This is a genomic window from Rhizobium ruizarguesonis (assembly GCF_017357285.1).
In the GTDB taxonomy this organism is placed as follows: domain Bacteria; phylum Pseudomonadota; class Alphaproteobacteria; order Rhizobiales; family Rhizobiaceae; genus Rhizobium; species Rhizobium ruizarguesonis.
On record NZ_CP071678.1, the window covers coordinates 3,817,412 to 3,835,246 of the forward strand.

Sequence of the window (17,835 nt, forward strand, 5' to 3'; positions counted from 1 at the left end):
CTAAGATCTACGGGCAATTCCAGCTATTGTATGACCGGGACACTCTGACTCGTCGACTGCGTCGGATCGGTGGACGACTGCCCAGCCGCTCCGATGCTGACGATCGTCGTCGTTGAAGTCGACGATGAATCATCTGCGCCGGCATTCGAGACCTTCAGTGTACCCGCAGTTGTGGCAGCGCCGTCGAACGGCGTACCATCGTCCGCTCCAGGCCCGGTTTGTCCAACTTGCCCATCATTGCCGATGCCGGATGCGGCGGCGGCACTTGCACCCGGACCAAGAGCTGCGGTCCCGCCTTCGGCAAGGACCTTTGCAAAGGCGGCAAGCAGCGGCGCGAGGTTGGGATCGGCAATAGTCGCCTCGGCAACGGCCTTTTCGATCGCCAGCTTGAATTGCGGATCCGTTACCTGGCAGCTGTTTGCGGCCCGCGCGAGACCGGAGCCGATAGCCGCCATCTGTGCAGCACTGGCCTTCTTTGCCTGCTCGATCACTGGCGACAGCGCATCATTGCTGCTTCCGACCAGCGCGCGAACACGCGATGACAAAACCAACGGATCGGACATGTCGAGCAGAACGGCAGGGCTAGCGGTAAATCCGCCGACATCGACGGAAGTCAGACTTGCCGGACCCAAACAAGCTGCCGCAAAAGCGCTTGAATTCATGCCGGCAAACATCGCGACGACGATTCCGCTATACGCAAGCTTACGATAAACACCAGACCTTGCCATAACCACAGTCCTTCATCAAATCCGCTATATAGGCCGCCCTCACTGATCATTCGCGATCGATGACGGCCCGCCTATGTCAATCAATTTCCAAGATCCTGGACCGCATTGCTGGTATCGTTGGCATCGTCGGCCACTCCGGAAATAGTGGACGATACCGAGTTTACGATGTCAAGGAACTTGACCAGTTCAACAGAGGCCGAATTGGAAATATAGATAATATCCTTGTCTTCCATCTTGAATTGCTGAACAGCAAACAAGGTTGCCGGATCGCGAAGATTCGCGCGGATGATTACCGGAACCGTTTCACCGGTAAACCTCGTCGCGTCCACGTGCATCGCTGCAACCGTTTTCTTGGGGACAAGGCGGTAGAGCAGGACCTGTGCCGGATCAGCGCGGTCGTCGCGCAGGCCGCCCGCCTTGGCGATTGCCTCTCCAAGGGTCAGATCAGACTCTTCGAAATCGAAGCGACCGCTGGTGCCTGCGGCGCCGAGCGCAAGATATGTGCGACGCTCATGATCGATCGAAATCGTGTCATCCGGCGCAACATAAATATTTTCGGCCGGGTTCTTCAATAGCGTAGTGTAGGCGACGGTTGCCGTCTTGCCACGACGCTGCAGCGTCACATTCGTTTCGATATTGTTGGTCGTCAAACCACCCGCGGCGGAAATGACATCCAGAACGCGCTCACCGGCCGGGCTGATCTCGACGCGCTGGGGATTGTTGACATCACCGAGCACGGCAACCTGACTGGAGCGGCTTGTGGTTGTGGTTATAACCACCTGCGGCTCGATCGCGCGGCTTGCCAGGCGATCCTCGACGTCCTGCTCTACGGTCTCCTTCAGGCGACCGGCAGCCGGAACCCGGCCTGCATAGGGAATTGTGATCGTTCCGTTTCTATCGATGGTCTGCTCTGGCAGCGAGATGTAATTGCCGGGTCGGCTACCTGCATCGGACGGAATGAAAAGACCGCCCGACTGAGCCTCGAAGATGGCAACCGAAACGACATCACCGAAACCGAGCGGAATTTCGGGCGCCCCGCCTCGACCACCACCAAAACCTTTGAAGGATGTTGGCTGGGGAGCGGTAAAATACGACAGGACGTTCTTGCTGAGATCAATCAGGGCGTAGTCGATACCGACGCGACGCTCCTTGGTTGTCACTTTCACGGCTGCATCGCGATCAACATCTTTGTGATCGGGACCGGATCTTGGCAACGATGTGCAGCTTGCCAATATAGTCGTTAGCGCTACAACAATGGCGACGCGTGTACTACTGATACGAGAACAACCCATAGAATACCCTGTGTTGACGCCTCTGAAGCTACTGCTCCGCAATCTGACAAAATACAAGACGATCCCCGATCAATAACACTGAAAGCCGATTAACATTCCCCTAACTGTGGCAGGCTGGCAACGTCGAGCCCTTAGGAAGCGAAAAACGGCCCCGGTGCGACTTTTCTTGCGCCGCAACAATCCGAAGGCTGCACCCGCTATAAAATTTCTTGGGTTTCAGAGTCAACCGTTCGCACCTGCACAATCGATCTTTTCCGAAAATCTTATTAAAATCCATCCATTTAAACTTTAAGTGGTTAACGGCCGCTCATATGCCATGTCCGCCTCTCCGTTGCTACGCCCGAGGCTTATCGCGACAACCGCACTGAGGAAGGCGGAGTAAAACACCGCAAAACCCGGTATCTGCAGCGAAAAATCGACCGCCGCATGAAGGGCGACCAAAACCGTCGCCGCTAGACCAAGAAGAACATAGTGCCTCAGACGCCGCCTTTGGACGAGCCCGCGCCAAAACACTCTTGCAAGTACCGAGAGGACAAGGACGGCCGCAATGGGGAACAATATTCCGAGGCCCAGAAACCCTTCGAGATAGAAATTGTGTGCGCGATCGAAGATCCCGAAAATTCCACAGGCCGGATCGCGGTAGGCAGAAAACACGGTCCGAAAGGTACCGAGCCCGGTTCCCGTCAACCAATGATCCGAAATGGCACGCCATATGCCCGGCAGGATGCAAAACCGATCATCATCCTCGAGCAGCCGCTCTTGCGCACGCAAAATCGCCTGGCCTGCAAACATCGTCAGTAACACTACGACGAAGACAATCGCCGAGAGGAGCTTCAGCATCGAACGCCATCTTGACGCCGGTCTCAGATGACGCCTCGAGCCGTTCCAATTGATGACAAGCCACGGAAAATAGATGAGAGCGGCAACAAAGGTCGCAAATATCCCGGCGCGCGAGCGGCTGAGCATCAGCGCGGTGAAGCATGCGCACAAGAGCAGGATATAGACCCACGATCGCAAGAGAAGCGCGTTTCGGCCCGGCTCACCGGGCGGATAGTTCGAATAGGCACGGGCAATGTCCCTGACCAGGGTCAGCATGAGCAGCGTTCCAAGCCCGAGGAAGGTCGCGGCGGTATTGCGGTTGACGAAGACCGCGGTCAGGCTGTCGAGGTAGGCATGTTTCTCGATGACGATCAGGATGCTGGGAAACAGCAAAAACTGCAGCAGGCCGAAAACAGCGATGATGCCCGCCGAAAGCCCGAGGCCGGCAAGCACTTTTCTCGCGCGCTGATCGGTATCGCATAAGAGGAGCCCGGTCAGGAACGTGACGAAAGGCAGGGCGACCCGGAGGATCGACGCGAACGTGTCGGCCGGTTCGACCGAGATCGCCGCGGACTGGGCACCTGCCAGGTCACGCGCGGCATTCCAGGCGGGATTCGCCAACCAATTGGCGGGCAGTTCGATGGTTTGGATGAACGCCCAGCCCGCCAGGACGACGAGTAGAAACAAAGCGATACTGAAAACCCATCTGCTTTGTCTCGGCTCTCCGAACAGCAGTCCCGAAATGATGGCGAGGGCAAACATCCCGATCGCGGCGAAGGCGAAAGGAAAGGGTGTAACGCTCCCGAACGGTATGAGCGTCAATATAACGAGGCCGATGAAGGCAAAAAGCAAAACCTCTCGCAAGACCCGCTTATTGATGAGGTTGGAGAACATGTGAATTCGTTTACCAGAGTAGGCGGCGACCAAAGCCATTGCAACCGAAGAGATTAATTTACTCGTACTAACATAAGTTGAACATCAAGCACTTGCGTGCTAAAGTGTAACAGAATTCCACATCGTGTAAAATTGTCGCGAAAGGTTTAAGCCAATCGAGACAAGGCCTGGCTATGCTCCTTCCAAGCAGCAGAAACGGGACAGATATTCTGCGCCCAATACTTGGCAGATCATCAGATCGCCATGCCATTGACCGAGAAAAAAGGCAAGCCTGATCTCAATCGGTTGTCCTGACGGGGATTTAAGAGATGAAGAAAACTTTCGTTACACTTCTGGCACTGGCCCTTACAGCAGGCAATGCGTGCTCGGCATTTGCCGCCGGTCCCGCAGGTTTTGCCCGCGGTCTGACCGGTAATTCGGCGGTCAGTTATATCTCTGAAAAAGGCAAGATCATTCCGCCTTTCGCCCAGGTGCTGTTCTGCGCCCAGAACCCGACCGAATGCCGCGACAACAATGGTTTGGCGGTCGTTGCACTGACGGACAAGCAAATGCTGCAACTAAAGGATGTCAACACCGCCGTCAATCGTACGATGATCGGCCGGAACGACTCCCGCAACGAACTGAATGGCGACGTCTGGAAGGTGAATGTTCGCAGCGGCGATTGCGAAGATTTCGCGTTGACCAAGCGCAGTCGGCTGATCGCGATGGGCTGGTCGTCGCGCGCTTTGCGAATCGCAACGGCATATACACCCTCCGGTGAAGGACATGCGGTCCTCGTGGTCAGAACCGACAAGGGCGACCTCGTCCTCGACAACAGGAAAAGCAGCATCAAGAACTGGCGCGATACCGATCTGCGCTGGGACAAGATTCAATCGGGAACAGACCCCTACGTCTGGTACCGGCTATAACAACCGAGGCAGCGACATAGACTGATTGATCCTGTTTCCGGATTGAAGTCGAGCGTGCTCTGACGAGCCGCTCGACTTGTCATATCGCCCACACAAACCTATGTTTTGGCTATCGACGGGGCAGCGCGCGGCAAGCTGCGGTGCCCGGAGTTCGATTTTCGATGTGGGTTTCAGGCGATCTTCGGTATTGTCTTTTCGTCCAGATTAACTATGACGAACGTCATGCTGCGACGCAGCATGACGTTCTACTCTAATGATTTGAGGGAAATATGCGCATCACGATGATTGGATCAGGCTATGTCGGCCTCGTTTCAGGCGTTTGCTTTGCGGATTTCGGCCACGACGTCATCTGCGTCGACAAGGATCTGAGTAAGATCGAAGCCCTTCGCGAAGGCCGCATTCCGATCTACGAGCCGGGTCTCGAGCAACTGGTCGCCGAAAATACCAGCACCGGCCGGCTGTCCTTTTCGACCGATGTCGGCGAAAGTGTCCGCAGCGCCGACGTCGTGTTCATCGCTGTCGGCACACCGTCCCGACGCGGCGACGGCCACGCGGATCTCTCCTATGTCTACGCCGCTGCACGCGAGATCGCCACCTATGTGGAAGGCTTCACAGTTATCGTCACCAAGTCGACGGTGCCGGTCGGCACGGGTGACGAGGTCGAGCGGATCATGCGCGAAACCAATCCCGCGGCAGATGTCGCCGTCGTTTCCAATCCGGAATTCCTGCGCGAAGGCGCCGCCATCGAGGATTTCAAGCGTCCTGACCGTATCGTCGTCGGGCTGAACGACGACCGGGCACGCGAAACCATGACCGAGGTCTATCGCCCGCTTTACCTCAACCAGGCACCCCTGGTCTTTACCACTCGCCGCACCTCGGAACTGATCAAATATGCGGCCAATGCATTTCTCGCGATGAAGATCACCTTCATCAACGAGATTGCCGATCTCTGCGAGCGGGTCGACGCAAACGTCCAGGACGTTTCGCGCGGCATCGGTCTCGATGGCCGTATCGGCTCCAAGTTCCTGCATGCCGGCCCGGGTTACGGCGGCTCGTGCTTCCCCAAGGATACGCTTGCTCTTGCCAAGACGGCGCAGGATTACGACGCGCCGATGCGTCTCATTGAGACGACGATCTCGATCAATGACAACCGCAAGCGGGCGATGGGACGCAAAGTCATTTCGGCCGTCGGCGGAGACATTCGCGGCAAGAAGATCGCGATCCTCGGCCTGACTTTCAAACCGAACACCGACGACATGCGCGACAGCCCGGCGATCGCGGTCATCCAGACCCTGCAGGACAACGGCGCGCAAGTGGTCGGCTACGATCCCGAGGGTATGGAAAACGCCCGCAAGGTGATCGAGAACATCGAATATGCGAGCGGACCCTACGAGGCGGCCGCTGGTGCGGATGCGATTGTCATCGTCACCGAATGGAACCAGTTCCGCGCGCTCGATTTCAATCGCCTGAAGCAGTCGATGCGCACTCCGATCCTGGTCGATCTGCGCAATATCTACCGCAGCGACGAGGTCCGCAAACACGGCTTTACCTATACCGGCATCGGCACCAACCTTTATCAGGACGTGACCGGCGCCTGAGATAGCCTCCTGAACATCTGATCGTCCTGACGCCGCGGAGCGCAAGTCCCGCGGCGTTTGGTTTTAAGCATGTCGCGCAAAAGCGTGCAGTGGTTTTCGGACGGCCCCATGTTCGCCGATTTAAAGGATGCCGACTCGCGTCCCCTTTATCGTCAGCACCGTCAGCCGGCCCGTCGCCGAAACCGCCGTGTCGATACCGATGCGTTGCGGCCCGAATGTCGGGATTCGTGCCGGGGTATGCCCGTGGATCACGAGGACAGGAAGCTGCGGGCCTTCATCCAGGAAGGGCTGACGGATCCACATGAGGTCGCTGTCTTTCTGCTTTTTGAGGTCGATGCCCGGCTTGATGCCCGCATGAACAAAGACGACTCTTCCTATCCGCAGCATGATCGGCAGCGATTCCAGGAATTTGATATGCCGCTCGGGTATCATGTTGCGGATGACGCGGGCAATTGTTTCGCTTCCGGCCGCCGACTGCAGCAGATGCTCGATGTCGATACCGTATGAGTGCAGCGTCTCCGTTCCGGCAAAGCCGAGCCATTCGAGAATGCGCGCCGGCTTGCGGTAGAGTTTGACCAGCTCCGCGTCGTGATTGCCGCACAGGACGAAGCGCTGAAATCCCGGCGGCGGGGTCTTGCTCAGGAACTCCAGCACCGCACTCGAATCAGGCCCGCGATCGACATAGTCACCGAGCATGACGATGAGTTTCGGCCCCGGGAAGCGCGCGGCATCCTCGACGATGCGGCGATGCGCCTCGACCAGCTCGTTATAACATCCGTGAACATCGCTCATCGCGTAGACCGCAGCGAATTCGCCTTCGGCAAACGTCAGCCGAGCGCGTCTGTTAAGGTTGCCGGCCAGTATCGGTATGTGTCGTCGCCACGGCCCTAGATAGTTAAACATGTAACCCATTTATGAGACCCGACTGAATGGCGGGCTGCCGGAAATAATCCATCTCTTATCCATCGCTGCCACGGCATGAGGCTCAGTCTGCATAAGAAAATTGGCCGGATCGCGGCCCCATCGAAGTTGTAACCGGATTGCCATATTCAGAACGACATAATCCTTCGCCATCTGCTGCACCGCCTGCGCCAAGCTCGCCTGGCTGGTCGCGACCGAGGGCTGCGCATCCAGCACATCATGCAAGGATGATTGTCCATCCTTGTAGCTCCCGATCGAAAGCGCAAGAGTCTCCTGCGTCGTCCTGACCTGCGCCCGCAGCGCCTGAACGGTTTGCGCGTCGCGGTGAACGGATGATAGCGCGCGCTCAACCTCTTCGAGGGCGGTCAGAACAGTCTGCTTCCACACGAGATACTGCACCTTCGCACCGGATCTCGTCATCTCCGCATTCGCGCGCAGCCGTCCGCCATCGAAGATCGGCAGGTTGAGGGTCGGCCTGAAGGACCAGGTGGTCAGGCCACCGGCCGCGCTACCCGCTTGTTTTATGAATGACGGCGAGATCGAAGCACTGAGAGTGATGCTCGGATAAAGCTGCGACTCGGCAGCTCCGATATTGGCCGTTGCAGCGGCGAGGTCACGCTCCGCCTTGCGGATGTAATCATTCATGCTTGGGAGGGTGCTGCGGTTAATATTACGCTATAGTTTGCTATATGATGATTAATCCGGCGTTAAGCCGGCGATTATTGCGTTTCTCGCGACATTATCGGCTAATATTCCCCAAATGGGGGAGCCACAGGTATTGGATTTCCACAGGCGTGACCTTCGAAAAGCTGCAAAAATCAACTATAACGAGAGACCGCAGGAAAAAATGAACGTTAAAGCAGATCACGCTTGACGCCATTGCGGCGCAGCATAATGATGGCGCGTTGCGAGCGTGAATGACATTCTTGATCAGGAATCTCAGATCCTAAACTGCGGGGTGCAAAGTGGAAACTGCGGTTGATTCGAAGCTTATCGAGGCGATCACCTACGACGAAGACAGCCGGCATCTAAGGGTCTATCTGACCAACGGTCAGAGGCGAGAATATGAAGGCGTTCCCAAGGGTGTCGTCGTCGGATTGACGATGGCGGAATCGCCAGGAAATTTTTATATGAAGGCAATCAGGGGCAAATATCCTCCCCGTCCCTAATGCCTTATCGAGAACGGACGATGGGATCATCGTTCCAGCAAAGATGCGGGACCGGCATTCGCCGGTCCCGCAAATCAGTCTCCCGCCAGCTACTTGCATAATTCCTTGAATCGGAATCGATTGAAGGACAAATTATGTTGCACTTCAAAATGCTACAGCGTCCTTTGCGCGTCTAAAAAGACGCGGCGCTGCCGCGGCGCGCGCGGTCAATAATTGCCGAGGAAATCGCGGACCGCATCGATCTCGAGCGGCGCAATTTCGTGACCGCCGGGGTGCCAGACCACCCTGACCTCCGCCTCTCGGTTTTTCAGATGTTCGGACAGCGCCTCGGTCATGGAGACGGGAGCGATCGGATCCCGTTGTCCCGCCGTCACCAGCACCTTTCTTCCCACAAGCGTTACCTGGGCTTCGGGCTGAAACGGAATGAGCGGGTGCATCAAAACCGCGGCATCGAAGATACCCTTCTCGATCAGCACGTTGGCAAGAATATTTGCACCGTTCGAAAATCCCAAACCGAGAATCTTGGAAGCCTGGTACTCGTCAGCGAATGCCTTGACGTAGGCAGCCATCTTCTCGGTCGCGCGCGAAAGGTCGGGCATGTCGTAGACCCCTTCCCCGGTGCGGCGAAAGAACCGCGCCGCGCCGTGTTCGGAAACATCGCCGCGCGGGGAGAGAATCGTCGCTTCCGGCAGCAGGCGCCGACCGAAGTCGAAAAACTGGTTTTCGTCGCCACCGGTGCCGTGCAGCACCAGCAGGATAGGTTTATCAGGTGCACCGGCATGCAGCCGGTGCACATATCCAGTTTCGGTCATATCGCCTCTCCTTACGCTTCGAGCGGCTGCAGGTGCTGCTCGAGCAGCGCGCGAAGATGGTTGTGCTGCTGCGGCAGTTTCAGGGCTTCGCCGAGATGGGCAGTGTCCTCGTCGTGGTCGAAACCTGGCTCATTGGTCGCGACCTCGAACAGCACGCCGCCCGGCGTGCGAAAATAGATCGCCCAGAAGTAGTCGCGGTCGATCACCGGCGTGACCTGATAACCCGTGTCCATCAGCGCCTTGCGCACTTCGAGCTGCTTCTCGCGGTTTTCGACGGCGAAGGCGACATGATGAACCGAGCCGGCGCCGGGCAGCGCACGGGCGATGTTCGGCATGGTTTCGAGATCGATGAGATGGGCGCCATTACCGGCAGGCATGATCAGCCGCTTGACGCCGTCCTTCTCGTCCTGGAGCTGATAGCCCATGAACTTCAAGAGTTCGGCCGTGGCGCCCTCGTCCCGCAGCCGCATGGCAACGGAATGGAAGCCGCGAATGGCAAGGTCCTCGCTGATGCCGCCATGCGTCCAGGGCTGGCGGTTATCGTCCTCAACTTCAACAAGCGCGAAACCGTCACCGTCGGGACCGGAAAAATTCAGGCGTTTCTCGCCGAAACTTTCCTCAGCCTTCAGCCCGTCGATACCAAGCGTGCTGAACCGATCGCTCCAGAAACCGAGCGAACCCTTGGGAACGGAAAACACCGTCGTGCCGACCTCGCCTGTGCCGGGACGACCCTGCGCCATCTTCGGGAACGGGAAATAGGTCACTACGCTGCCGGGTGTGCCGGTCTCGTCACCGTAATAGAGGTGATAAACGTCAGGCGCGTCGAAATTGACAGTCTTCTTGACGCGGCGCAGGCCGAGCGCATTGGTGAAAAACTGGTTGTTGGTGCGGGCGTCCTGCGCCATCGACGTGACGTGATGCAGACCCTTGATCTGATCGAGCATTTGAGACCCCTTTCATGCCCGCCGTTGCGGGCTTTCGATGGGCCATAAATGCGCTTTCCGGCGCCCGCGGAATAGACCCGCCGACCACAACGCATCGTCTTCTTTTTGTGAACGATCCGCGGTCAGCGTTCAGGAAAACTCAGAAATCCTGCGGATTGGCCGGCAATTGCCAGTCGATCGGCGTGCGCTCGCGCGACTGCAGAAAGGCATTCGCCTTTGAAAAATGCCCGCAGCCAAAAAACCCGTTATGGGCCGAAAGCGGCGAGGGATGTGGCGCCCTGAGCACGAGATGTCGCGTCGTATCGACGAAGGCGGCCTTGCGCTGGGCATAGGAACCCCAGAGCATGAAGACGACGGATTCACATTCATCGTTGACCTTGCGGATGACGGCGTCGGTGAAGCGCTCCCACCCCTTGCCCTGATGGGCCGCTGCCTGCCCTTCCTCGACGGTCAGCACGCTGTTCAGCAGGAGCACGCCCTGTCTTGCCCAATGTTCGAGAAAACCGTGCCGTGCCGGCGCTATGCTGAGATCCGTCTCCATCTCCTTGTAGATATTGACGAGGGACGGCGGTATGCGCACGCCCGGCCGGACACTGAAACACAGCCCATGGGCTTGCCCGAGTCCATGATAGGGATCCTGGCCGAGGATGACGGCCTTGACGTTGGAGATCGGCGTCAGATCAAGGGCGCGGAAATATTCGCTGCCCTTGGGGAAAATCCGCTTGCCGGCCTGCTTTTGCGCGACGAGGAAAGACTTGAGCTGTTGCATGTAGGGGCTGGAAAATTCCCCCTCCAGCGCAGCCTTCCAGCTCTCCTCGAGACTGACGGATGTATCGCTCATCTGGGAAAATCCTTCGCATAGGACAAAACAACGGACACACGGTTCTAGCAAAATCGATATAGGCTGCAATGCCTGTCGCCTTGGCGATGGTCTATGTCTTGCGAACTCGGCGAGTGAAGATTGTAAAAGCCTGCTCGAAACATCGTCGTCCGTGTTTAACTATATGACAGCTTCGGTATTTACGCCGGCGGGCGGCCTGAGTAGAACCTTGATGGTGAAATCGGAGCCATGTCTTCCTATGAAATTCGGCACGAGCGGCCTTCGCGGACTTTCAGTCGATCTCAAGGGACGCGCCTCTGCCCTCTACGCCACCGCGTTCGGCAAATATCTGCTGCAGACCGGCGAGGCGCGGGCTGGCGACGTCATTCTGATCGGCCGCGATTTTCGCGATTCAAGCCCTGAAATCTCGGGAAATTGTGCCGGTGCGCTTGCCGCGCTCGGCTTTCGGGTATTCGACTGCGGCAATGTCCCCACACCCGCCCTTGCCCTTTATGGTCTCGAAAGCAACGCCGCATGTCTGATGGTGACGGGCTCGCATATTCCGGCCGACCGCAATGGCATCAAATTCTATCGCCCGGATGGCGAGATCGACAAATCGGACGAGGCTGATATCACCGCATTGGCGGCCGAGATCGAGCGAACCGGTGAAACGGTGACGCAGGCGCTGGCCGAGACGGAGGAGCATGAAGCGATCTGCCGGCAGCTCTTTTTCGAACGCAATGCCGCCCTGCTTCCGCAAAACGCGCTGTCCGGCCTGAAGATCGGTGTCTACCAGCACAGCAGCGTCGCCCGCGACCTGCTGGTTGACGTTCTCGCCCATTACGGCGCCGAGATCACCGCTCTTGGACGTTCGGAGAGTTTCATTCCCGTCGACACCGAAGCCGTTTCCGACGAGACGATCGCGCTGATGAAGCGTTGGGTGTCCGAGCACAAGTTCGATGCGATCGTCTCGACCGATGGCGACGGCGACCGTCCGCTGGTCGCAGACGAAACCGGCACGCCGCTGCGCGGTGACCTTCTCGGCCTTGTGGCAGCCAATTTCCTCGGTGCCGGCACGGTGGTGACACCGGTTACCTCCAATTCGGGCATCGAGGCCGCGGGCTCTTTCGCCGTGCGGCGCACCCGCGTCGGCTCACCCTTCGTCATTTCAGGCATGGAAGAGGCCGTGGCGGCCGGCAAGGATCATGTCATGGGCTTTGAAGCCAATGGCGGACTGCTGACCGCAACCGCCTTTGATATCAACGGCCGGAACGTGCGTGCCTTGCCGACACGCGATTGTTTTATCCCGATGCTCGCGATCCTGTCGCTCGCCGCCACCCGCAAGCAACCGCTTTCGGCCGTTGCCGCCTCCTATCATCTGCCATTTGCCGCCGCCGACCGCCTGGAGAATTTTCCGGTCGAGACGAGCGCGGCGCTGATGCAGTATCTGCGTGCCACCGATGAAAATCTTTCGGCTTTCCTGCAGCCGATCGGCGAGGTGGCTGCGAAGTCCGACATCGACGGACTTCGCGTAACACTGAGGGACGGCAGGATCATCCATTTCCGCCCGTCCGGCAATGCGCCGGAAATGCGCTGCTACGTGGAAGCCGAGAGCGAGACCGCAGCCCTGGATCTTCTGACCGCCGGGCTGACCCGTATACGAGACTGGGCGGAGACACCCGCTAAACATGCGACGAACACGCTTTTTTCAAGGAACCCGCCTATGACGCAGAAAATCGTTCCCGTGATCATGGCCGGCGGCAAAGGCACCCGGCTCTGGCCGCTTTCCCGTGCCACCGCACCGAAACAGTTCATCCAGTTCGTCGGTGACAAGACGCTGTTTCAGGAGACCCTCGACCGCGTTTCCAATCCGGATCTCTATGAAGCCGCGATCGTCGTCACCAATGAGGAATTCCGCTTCCTGGTCGCCGAGCAGGCCCGCGAGCTCGCCATCCCGCTCGCCGCCGTCCTGCTCGAACCGGTTGCCCGCAACACCGCGGCAGCGGTGGCCGCCGCCGCTACGCTTGCCGGCGAGCTGTTCGGCAAGAACACCATCATCCAGATGCTCGCCTCGGATCACGAGATCCTGGCCGATGAGACCTATTTCGATTGCATCCGCATCGCCCGCGATGCCGCAGCCGACGGCAAGCTCGTGACTTTCGGCATCACTCCGACGGAGCCGGCGACAGGTTACGGCTATATCGAGATCGGCGATGCGCTCAAAAACGGTGCGCACAAGGTCAAGCGCTTCGTCGAAAAGCCGGCACTTGAGAAGGCCGAGCAGATGCTCGCCGCCGGCGGCTTCTACTGGAACTCCGGCATCTTCATGTTCCCGGTGGCGGAACTCGTTGCCGAACTGCAGGAATATGCGCCTGACGTGCTGAAGGCGGCCAGCAAGGCCGTTTCGAAGGCAAGCCGCGACCTCGATTTCACCCGCCTCGACGCCGACCATTTCGCCAAGAGCCCCGACATCTCCATCGACTACGCGATCATGGAAAAGACCTCCAAGGCCGCCGTTGTCCCCTCGCCCTTCAAATGGTCTGATATGGGAAGCTGGGATGCCGTCTGGAAATCAGGCGCACGCGACGGTAACGGCAACGTCGCCGCCGCAAACACCACCGTGGTCAATACCCGCAACTCGCTCGTCATGACGCATGGCGTGCATCTTGCCGTCCAGGGCATGGATGATGTCGCCGTCATCGCCAGCGAAGACGCCGTCTATGTCGGGCCGCTCAAAGACAGCCAGAACGTCGGGCAATTGGTCAAGCTGCTGGCGTCCACGTCCGCCACCGCGAAATTCACCGAAACCCATCCGACATCCTATCGCCCCTGGGGCGGCTATACCTCCATCTTCAACGGCGATCGCTTCCAGGTGAAGCGCATCTTCGTTACACCGGGCAAGAAGCTTTCGCTGCAAAAACACCACCATCGCTCCGAACACTGGATCGTCGTCAAGGGAACGGCCGAGGTGACCGTCGGTGAGACAGTGCGGATGCTGCGTGAGAATGAGAGCGTCTATATTCCGCTCGGCGAAGTCCACCGCCTCGCCAACCCCGGAAAGATCCTTCTCGAGCTCATCGAGGTGCAGACGGGTTCCTATCTCGGCGAGGACGACATCATCCGTATCGTTGATGAGTTCGGAAGAACGTAAAATCGCAACCGGAGCGATGGTCGGGCCTTTTCCGGCGCGACCATCTCGCTGTTGAATTTCCTCTTGGGGTTCTCGTAGAATGGATGTACCGACAGACATGACCGGAGATACCCCCCTGATGCGTACCCTGACCGTCCTTGCTGGATTTCTTGCAATCATGGTGCCGGGAATGGCGTTTGCCGAAACGGCAAGCATGAGAGCGGCAAGCGAGTCGGAAATTCGCCAGCACCTGCCCGGCACGTCTGAACTGAAAGAAGGCAAGAACGGCTACGAATATCGCGACGGCAATAAGAATGGCTACAAGATAAACAATGGCCAGGTGTGCGTCCTGTTCCCCAGCAAGAAGACCGACTGCGTCAACGTGAAGACCGACGGCAAGACCTTTCAGATGATCGACAAAAAGGGCGGCCGAACCAGATTCTGATTTAGACCCCCAGCAAGCTTGCCTTGCTCGGTCAAGCTTATCTTGCCCCAGGCAAAATCATTTTGCCGGCGACGTTTCGCCATCCCTGTCGAGAACGAAGTCAGCGATCAGGCCTGAATGGTTCGAGCCGAGATTGTCATCGAGACGTTTCAGCGATGTCAAATGAAGCGGCGCGCGCGCAAATATGTGATCGATGGCGATCCCGAGCGCGCCGGCGCCGACCGGCCATGTTGCCGGTTCTGGCGTGATCGTCTTCAGCTTCTGTTCGCGCAGGAAACCTTGGATGCTCGGGGCGATCACCGAGGAGTTGAAATCGCCTGACAGTACCAGAGGGCCGTCGATCGAGCCGACCGCTTTGACGAGATCTTCCAATTCAGCCATCTGGAAATCGTCGAAATATGGTTTGGTCAGGTGCGCTGAGACCAGATTGATGGTCTCGCCGCCGAAGTCGACGCTTGCTATAACAAGCCTGTTTTTTCGCAGACTGCCCATACTTGCAACCTGCCGGCTGACGAACGGGCGTTTGGAGAGCACCAGCGTATCGCATGTATCCTTCCCGGCATCGCAACCGATATGGTAGGGATAGGCCTTGAACAATTGCTGCAGGTGAAACGTCAGCGGCTTGGCTTCGAGCAGATTGACGACGTCGGCATTCGACGCGATCACCATGTCGGTGATTTCAGTCGAGTTTTTCCAATTGTCGATCGCGATGTTGAACGACATGAGACGGAAAAGCGGCGGCGTGTCGGTGCTTCTGTCGCCCTCCGCGAATTCGCGCAGCATGAGGATGCCGTGAGCGATGAGAAGAAGCGAGGCAAGCAGAAGGATAAAGCCGTAGATCTGCCTTTTGATAGCCAGAACGATGAGACTGGCGGCGACGAACACGACGCCGAGGTGAACCTGAAAGCTGTAGACGAAGGACAGAAGCCAGAAGTTGGTGACATAGCGTAACGATACGATCGCGATGGCAACGGTCAGAAACGCGCAGAGAATCCAATAAATTATATCTCTCATCGATCCTGACCTGCTTGCAGACGACCGCCCGGCCATAACATGCGATCAGTTATGGTGCAATGCAGCATAACAGCCGGGAGCCGGCATCCGCCAAAAAGACCGACGGCAGCGGAGACGGTGCTGTGGCCTTCTCTTTCAAAGACCTATCGACTCGGCCTCTTCTTATCTTGTAAGTGGGGTCACTTGATACGGAATCGGCTCTTTGCCGTCGGCAGGGAGCCGAGAAAAGGTGGGAATGCGCTACTTCATTACAGGGACTGCCGGCTTTATCGGTTTTCATCTGGCCAGGCGCCTGCTGCAGGAAGGGCACGACGTCACAGGCTTCGACGGCCTGACTCCCTATTACAACGTCAAGCTCAAGGAGATGCGCCATGCGGCACTCTCCCAGTTTCCGGCTTTCAAACCCGTCATCGCTATGCTTGAGGACCGCCCAGCGCTGGAAGCGGCCGTTCTGGAGGCCAAGCCCGACATTTTGATCCACCTCGCCGCACAGGCTGGCGTCCGCTACAGCCTGGAAAATCCAGAGGCCTATCTTCGTTCGAACGTTGAAGGCTCGTGGAACATCATGGAAATCGCGCGGCGCGTCGAAATCCGCCATCTGATGCTGGCCTCGACATCATCGATCTATGGCGCCAATGCGACCGTCCCCTTTCACGAGACCGATCGCGCCGACGAGCCGCTGACCATTTATGCCGCAACGAAGAAATCAATGGAACTGATGGCGCACAGTTATGCCCATCTTCACAAGATTCCGACCACGGCTTTTCGCTTCTTTACGGTTTATGGCCCATGGGGCCGGCCCGACATGGCGCTGTTCAAATTCACCAAGAACATGCTCGAAGGCCAGCCGATAGAGATTTACGGCGAGGGCAATATGAGCCGTGACTTCACCTATATCGACGATCTCATCGAGGCGATCGTCAGGCTGTCGGCAATCGCCCCAAGTGAGGAAAACCGTCTTGACAACGTAGCTGTCGAAACGCTTTCGCGCCAAGCGCCCTTCCGCGTCGTCAATATTGGCGGGGGCCAGCCGGTCAGCCTGATGGATTTCGTCGAAACGGTGGAGAAGGCGCTCGGCCGTCCTGCCATCCGCAAGATGCTGGCGATGCAGAAGGGTGACGTGCCGCGCACCTTCGCAGCCCCCGATCTGCTTGTCGCGCTGACGGGGTACAAGCCGGATACGACCTTGGATGTCGGCGTCAGGGCCTTCGTCGACTGGTATCTCGACGTACGCGGCCAGCTTGACGCCTAGTCGATCCCGGCGGTCGCGGAGGATGCGACAAGCCGAACTATTTCCAGCCGGCCCAATGTTTCAACAAAGACCGGTGTTTCAGCGAAGAAACGTGACGGCGTCCACAGCCGCGACCGCCTTCGAGAACATGTAGTCGACGACGACGGTCAGCCTCTGCGAATAGATCTTGAGCTGGTTGTTCTCGCCCTCGATTTGAGCCGGGCTGCGCAGAACGAAAGGAACGCCTGGGCGCACGAAACCGGCGCGAGTCGTCAGCGGCACCTCGCTCGAATGGCCGATGGCGGAGGTGTACATCAGGTCGCGGGCAAGGCTGGCGGGACCGATCGCGAAAGCCGGCCCGGCAGCGGCAGTGATGGTCAGGCTCAAGGCGATGACGGCGAGAGTTCTGTGCATGTCGAAGTCCCCGTTTGCGGATCGTCGGGCTTTCCGCCCGGCTCCAAGCGATCGACGCGTCTGTCCACGCTTCGGTCGCTTTCATGAGACCACTCTACACATCAGTATTTTCAGGGCTTTTAAGCAGATCGGTCAAATTTTACGAAATTTGATTTTCCGGTCGCACCGGTTCGGAATCCACGGGAAAAACGCGGAAAGGCCGATGGCCTCGACGCGGCATCGCAGTCTACAGGACGCGATCCAGCTTCTTGTTGATGTGCAGGTTCGGCATCAATCCCGCACTTTGCGCAGCATGATAGGATTCTCGCGCCGCATCGAACGAGATCGACCACATGATGGCGCTGAGCAGTAGCGCGATAATATAAATCTGAATACGCATCGAACTGGCGATACGGAAAGAGCAAGGCAGTTTTGTGTCAAAACATGGCCGTTGGAATGACGAAAACAACCGACAAGCTTTTTGTTCGCAACCACTCCGCCAGATATATTGGCGTCGCGAAAATTAGCGATAATGCAGCGTTAACTGCTAGCAGCCAACGCCGAGGCTTGGTTCCTCTTCCCCACCCCGAGAACCCTGAAAGGTCCGTTCCCCACGGGCCTCTTTGCGTTGTCTTCCAGTGTGTTTTTCGGGTGGATGGCTGAAATCACCTAATGCGCATGACGCATGCCCTTCGCGACCTGTGTATCGGCAACCTC

Annotated in this window: 16 protein-coding genes and 2 pseudogenes; 7 read left to right on the top strand and 11 right to left on the bottom strand. The window is 57.8% G+C overall.

Annotation, left to right across the window (positions count from 1 at the left end):
• Window positions 1-23: 23 nt before the first annotated feature.
• From J3P73_RS18875 to J3P73_RS18885, 3 genes are all read right to left on the bottom strand, one after another.
• Window positions 24-728 (bottom strand): hypothetical protein, encoded by a 705-nt coding sequence (locus J3P73_RS18875; protein WP_029767213.1) that lies wholly within the window; start codon window positions 726-728, stop codon window positions 24-26.
• 80 nt (window positions 729-808) lie between these two features.
• Entirely contained in the window at window positions 809-2,020 is a 1,212-nt protein-coding gene (locus J3P73_RS18880) for an SLBB domain-containing protein (protein WP_032988630.1), read from the bottom strand.
• A gap of 288 nt (window positions 2,021-2,308) precedes the next feature.
• A complete protein-coding gene (locus J3P73_RS18885; RefSeq protein ID WP_130693097.1) occupies window positions 2,309-3,733 on the bottom strand; it encodes an O-antigen ligase family protein in 1,425 nt (474 codons plus the stop codon).
• Between the two features lie 308 nt (window positions 3,734-4,041).
• Here J3P73_RS18885 and J3P73_RS18890 point away from each other — a divergent pair, with 308 nt between their 5' ends.
• Together J3P73_RS18890 and J3P73_RS18895 are read left to right on the top strand one after the other, a co-directional pair.
• On the top strand, window positions 4,042-4,641 hold the full coding sequence (locus J3P73_RS18890) for a transglutaminase-like cysteine peptidase (protein ID WP_024319421.1): 600 nt from the start codon (window positions 4,042-4,044) through the stop codon (window positions 4,639-4,641).
• A 269-nt stretch (window positions 4,642-4,910) separates the two neighbouring features.
• Window positions 4,911-6,239: a UDP-glucose dehydrogenase family protein gene (locus J3P73_RS18895; protein ID WP_018073786.1), complete on the top strand. Its 1,329-nt coding sequence runs from the start codon at window positions 4,911-4,913 to the stop codon at window positions 6,237-6,239.
• 120 nt (window positions 6,240-6,359) lie between these two features.
• Here the strand turns inward: J3P73_RS18895 and J3P73_RS18900 are convergent, their stop codons facing one another.
• The gene (locus J3P73_RS18900; protein WP_024319420.1) at window positions 6,360-7,151 is read right to left on the bottom strand and encodes a metallophosphoesterase family protein; all 792 of its coding nucleotides are present in this window, start codon (window positions 7,149-7,151) and stop codon (window positions 6,360-6,362) included.
• Window positions 7,152-7,793 (bottom strand): annotated as a pseudogene (locus tag J3P73_RS18905) (TolC family protein); the annotation flags it as partial.
• A gap of 332 nt (window positions 7,794-8,125) precedes the next feature.
• Between J3P73_RS18905 and J3P73_RS18910 the strand changes: the two are divergent.
• On the top strand, window positions 8,126-8,329 hold the full coding sequence (locus J3P73_RS18910; RefSeq protein WP_018446824.1) for a KTSC domain-containing protein: 204 nt from the start codon (window positions 8,126-8,128) through the stop codon (window positions 8,327-8,329).
• A 206-nt stretch (window positions 8,330-8,535) separates the two neighbouring features.
• Here J3P73_RS18910 and J3P73_RS18915 read toward each other — a convergent pair whose 3' ends face one another.
• From J3P73_RS18915 to ung, 3 genes are all read right to left on the bottom strand, one after another.
• Window positions 8,536-9,141, bottom strand: coding sequence for an alpha/beta hydrolase (locus J3P73_RS18915; RefSeq protein WP_130662064.1), 606 nt, complete (start codon window positions 9,139-9,141; stop codon window positions 8,536-8,538).
• 11 nt (window positions 9,142-9,152) lie between these two features.
• The gene (locus tag J3P73_RS18920) at window positions 9,153-10,085 is read right to left on the bottom strand and encodes a VOC family protein (RefSeq protein WP_207579682.1); all 933 of its coding nucleotides are present in this window, start codon (window positions 10,083-10,085) and stop codon (window positions 9,153-9,155) included.
• Between the two features lie 139 nt (window positions 10,086-10,224).
• Window positions 10,225-10,926: a uracil-DNA glycosylase gene (gene ung / locus J3P73_RS18925; RefSeq protein WP_027689247.1), complete on the bottom strand. Its 702-nt coding sequence runs from the start codon at window positions 10,924-10,926 to the stop codon at window positions 10,225-10,227.
• Between the two features lie 238 nt (window positions 10,927-11,164).
• Between ung and J3P73_RS18930 the strand changes: the two are divergent.
• The 3 genes and pseudogenes from J3P73_RS18930 to J3P73_RS18940 form a co-directional block, all read left to right on the top strand.
• Window positions 11,165-12,577: pseudogene (locus J3P73_RS18930) on the top strand (phosphomannomutase); the annotation flags it as partial.
• A 51-nt stretch (window positions 12,578-12,628) separates the two neighbouring features.
• The gene (locus J3P73_RS18935; protein ID WP_018074644.1) at window positions 12,629-14,056 is read left to right on the top strand and encodes a mannose-1-phosphate guanylyltransferase/mannose-6-phosphate isomerase; all 1,428 of its coding nucleotides are present in this window, start codon (window positions 12,629-12,631) and stop codon (window positions 14,054-14,056) included.
• Between the two features lie 118 nt (window positions 14,057-14,174).
• Window positions 14,175-14,480: a hypothetical protein gene (locus J3P73_RS18940; protein WP_027689248.1), complete on the top strand. Its 306-nt coding sequence runs from the start codon at window positions 14,175-14,177 to the stop codon at window positions 14,478-14,480.
• Window positions 14,481-14,537: 57 nt separating this feature from the next.
• Here J3P73_RS18940 and J3P73_RS18945 read toward each other — a convergent pair whose 3' ends face one another.
• Entirely contained in the window at window positions 14,538-15,494 is a 957-nt protein-coding gene (locus J3P73_RS18945) for an endonuclease/exonuclease/phosphatase family protein (RefSeq protein WP_130692453.1), read from the bottom strand.
• Window positions 15,495-15,729: 235 nt separating this feature from the next.
• On the opposite strand from J3P73_RS18945, the gene J3P73_RS18950 reads away from it, so the two are divergent.
• The gene (locus J3P73_RS18950; protein WP_018073778.1) at window positions 15,730-16,746 is read left to right on the top strand and encodes an NAD-dependent epimerase/dehydratase family protein; all 1,017 of its coding nucleotides are present in this window, start codon (window positions 15,730-15,732) and stop codon (window positions 16,744-16,746) included.
• Between the two features lie 78 nt (window positions 16,747-16,824).
• Here J3P73_RS18950 and J3P73_RS18955 read toward each other — a convergent pair whose 3' ends face one another.
• The gene (locus J3P73_RS18955; RefSeq protein WP_130692455.1) at window positions 16,825-17,139 is read right to left on the bottom strand and encodes a hypothetical protein; all 315 of its coding nucleotides are present in this window, start codon (window positions 17,137-17,139) and stop codon (window positions 16,825-16,827) included.
• Between the two features lie 226 nt (window positions 17,140-17,365).
• A complete protein-coding gene (locus J3P73_RS18960; protein ID WP_003581757.1) occupies window positions 17,366-17,518 on the bottom strand; it encodes a hypothetical protein in 153 nt (50 codons plus the stop codon).
• Window positions 17,519-17,835 lie beyond the last annotated feature (317 nt).

What these genes read in the sequence shown, in the direction of transcription:
- J3P73_RS18875 (WP_029767213.1), bottom strand. Translation starts at nt 728, where the DNA reads ATGGCAAGGTCTGGTGTTTATCGTAAGCTTGCGTATAGCGGAATCGTC.
- J3P73_RS18880 (WP_032988630.1), bottom strand. Translation starts at nt 2,020, where the DNA reads ATGGGTTGTTCTCGTATCAGTAGTACACGCGTCGCCATTGTTGTAGCG.
- J3P73_RS18885 (WP_130693097.1), bottom strand. Translation starts at nt 3,733, where the DNA reads ATGTTCTCCAACCTCATCAATAAGCGGGTCTTGCGAGAGGTTTTGCTT.
- J3P73_RS18890 (WP_024319421.1), top strand. Translation starts at nt 4,042, where the DNA reads ATGAAGAAAACTTTCGTTACACTTCTGGCACTGGCCCTTACAGCAGGC.
- J3P73_RS18895 (WP_018073786.1), top strand. Translation starts at nt 4,911, where the DNA reads ATGCGCATCACGATGATTGGATCAGGCTATGTCGGCCTCGTTTCAGGC.
- J3P73_RS18900 (WP_024319420.1), bottom strand. Translation starts at nt 7,151, where the DNA reads ATGGGTTACATGTTTAACTATCTAGGGCCGTGGCGACGACACATACCG.
- J3P73_RS18915 (WP_130662064.1), bottom strand. Translation starts at nt 9,141, where the DNA reads ATGACCGAAACTGGATATGTGCACCGGCTGCATGCCGGTGCACCTGAT.
- J3P73_RS18920 (WP_207579682.1), bottom strand. Translation starts at nt 10,085, where the DNA reads ATGCTCGATCAGATCAAGGGTCTGCATCACGTCACGTCGATGGCGCAG.
- ung (WP_027689247.1), bottom strand. Translation starts at nt 10,926, where the DNA reads ATGAGCGATACATCCGTCAGTCTCGAGGAGAGCTGGAAGGCTGCGCTG.
- J3P73_RS18935 (WP_018074644.1), top strand. Translation starts at nt 12,629, where the DNA reads ATGACGCAGAAAATCGTTCCCGTGATCATGGCCGGCGGCAAAGGCACC.
- J3P73_RS18940 (WP_027689248.1), top strand. Translation starts at nt 14,175, where the DNA reads ATGCGTACCCTGACCGTCCTTGCTGGATTTCTTGCAATCATGGTGCCG.
- J3P73_RS18945 (WP_130692453.1), bottom strand. Translation starts at nt 15,494, where the DNA reads ATGAGAGATATAATTTATTGGATTCTCTGCGCGTTTCTGACCGTTGCC.
- J3P73_RS18950 (WP_018073778.1), top strand. Translation starts at nt 15,730, where the DNA reads ATGCGCTACTTCATTACAGGGACTGCCGGCTTTATCGGTTTTCATCTG.
- J3P73_RS18955 (WP_130692455.1), bottom strand. Translation starts at nt 17,139, where the DNA reads ATGCACAGAACTCTCGCCGTCATCGCCTTGAGCCTGACCATCACTGCC.
- J3P73_RS18960 (WP_003581757.1), bottom strand. Translation starts at nt 17,518, where the DNA reads ATGCGTATTCAGATTTATATTATCGCGCTACTGCTCAGCGCCATCATG.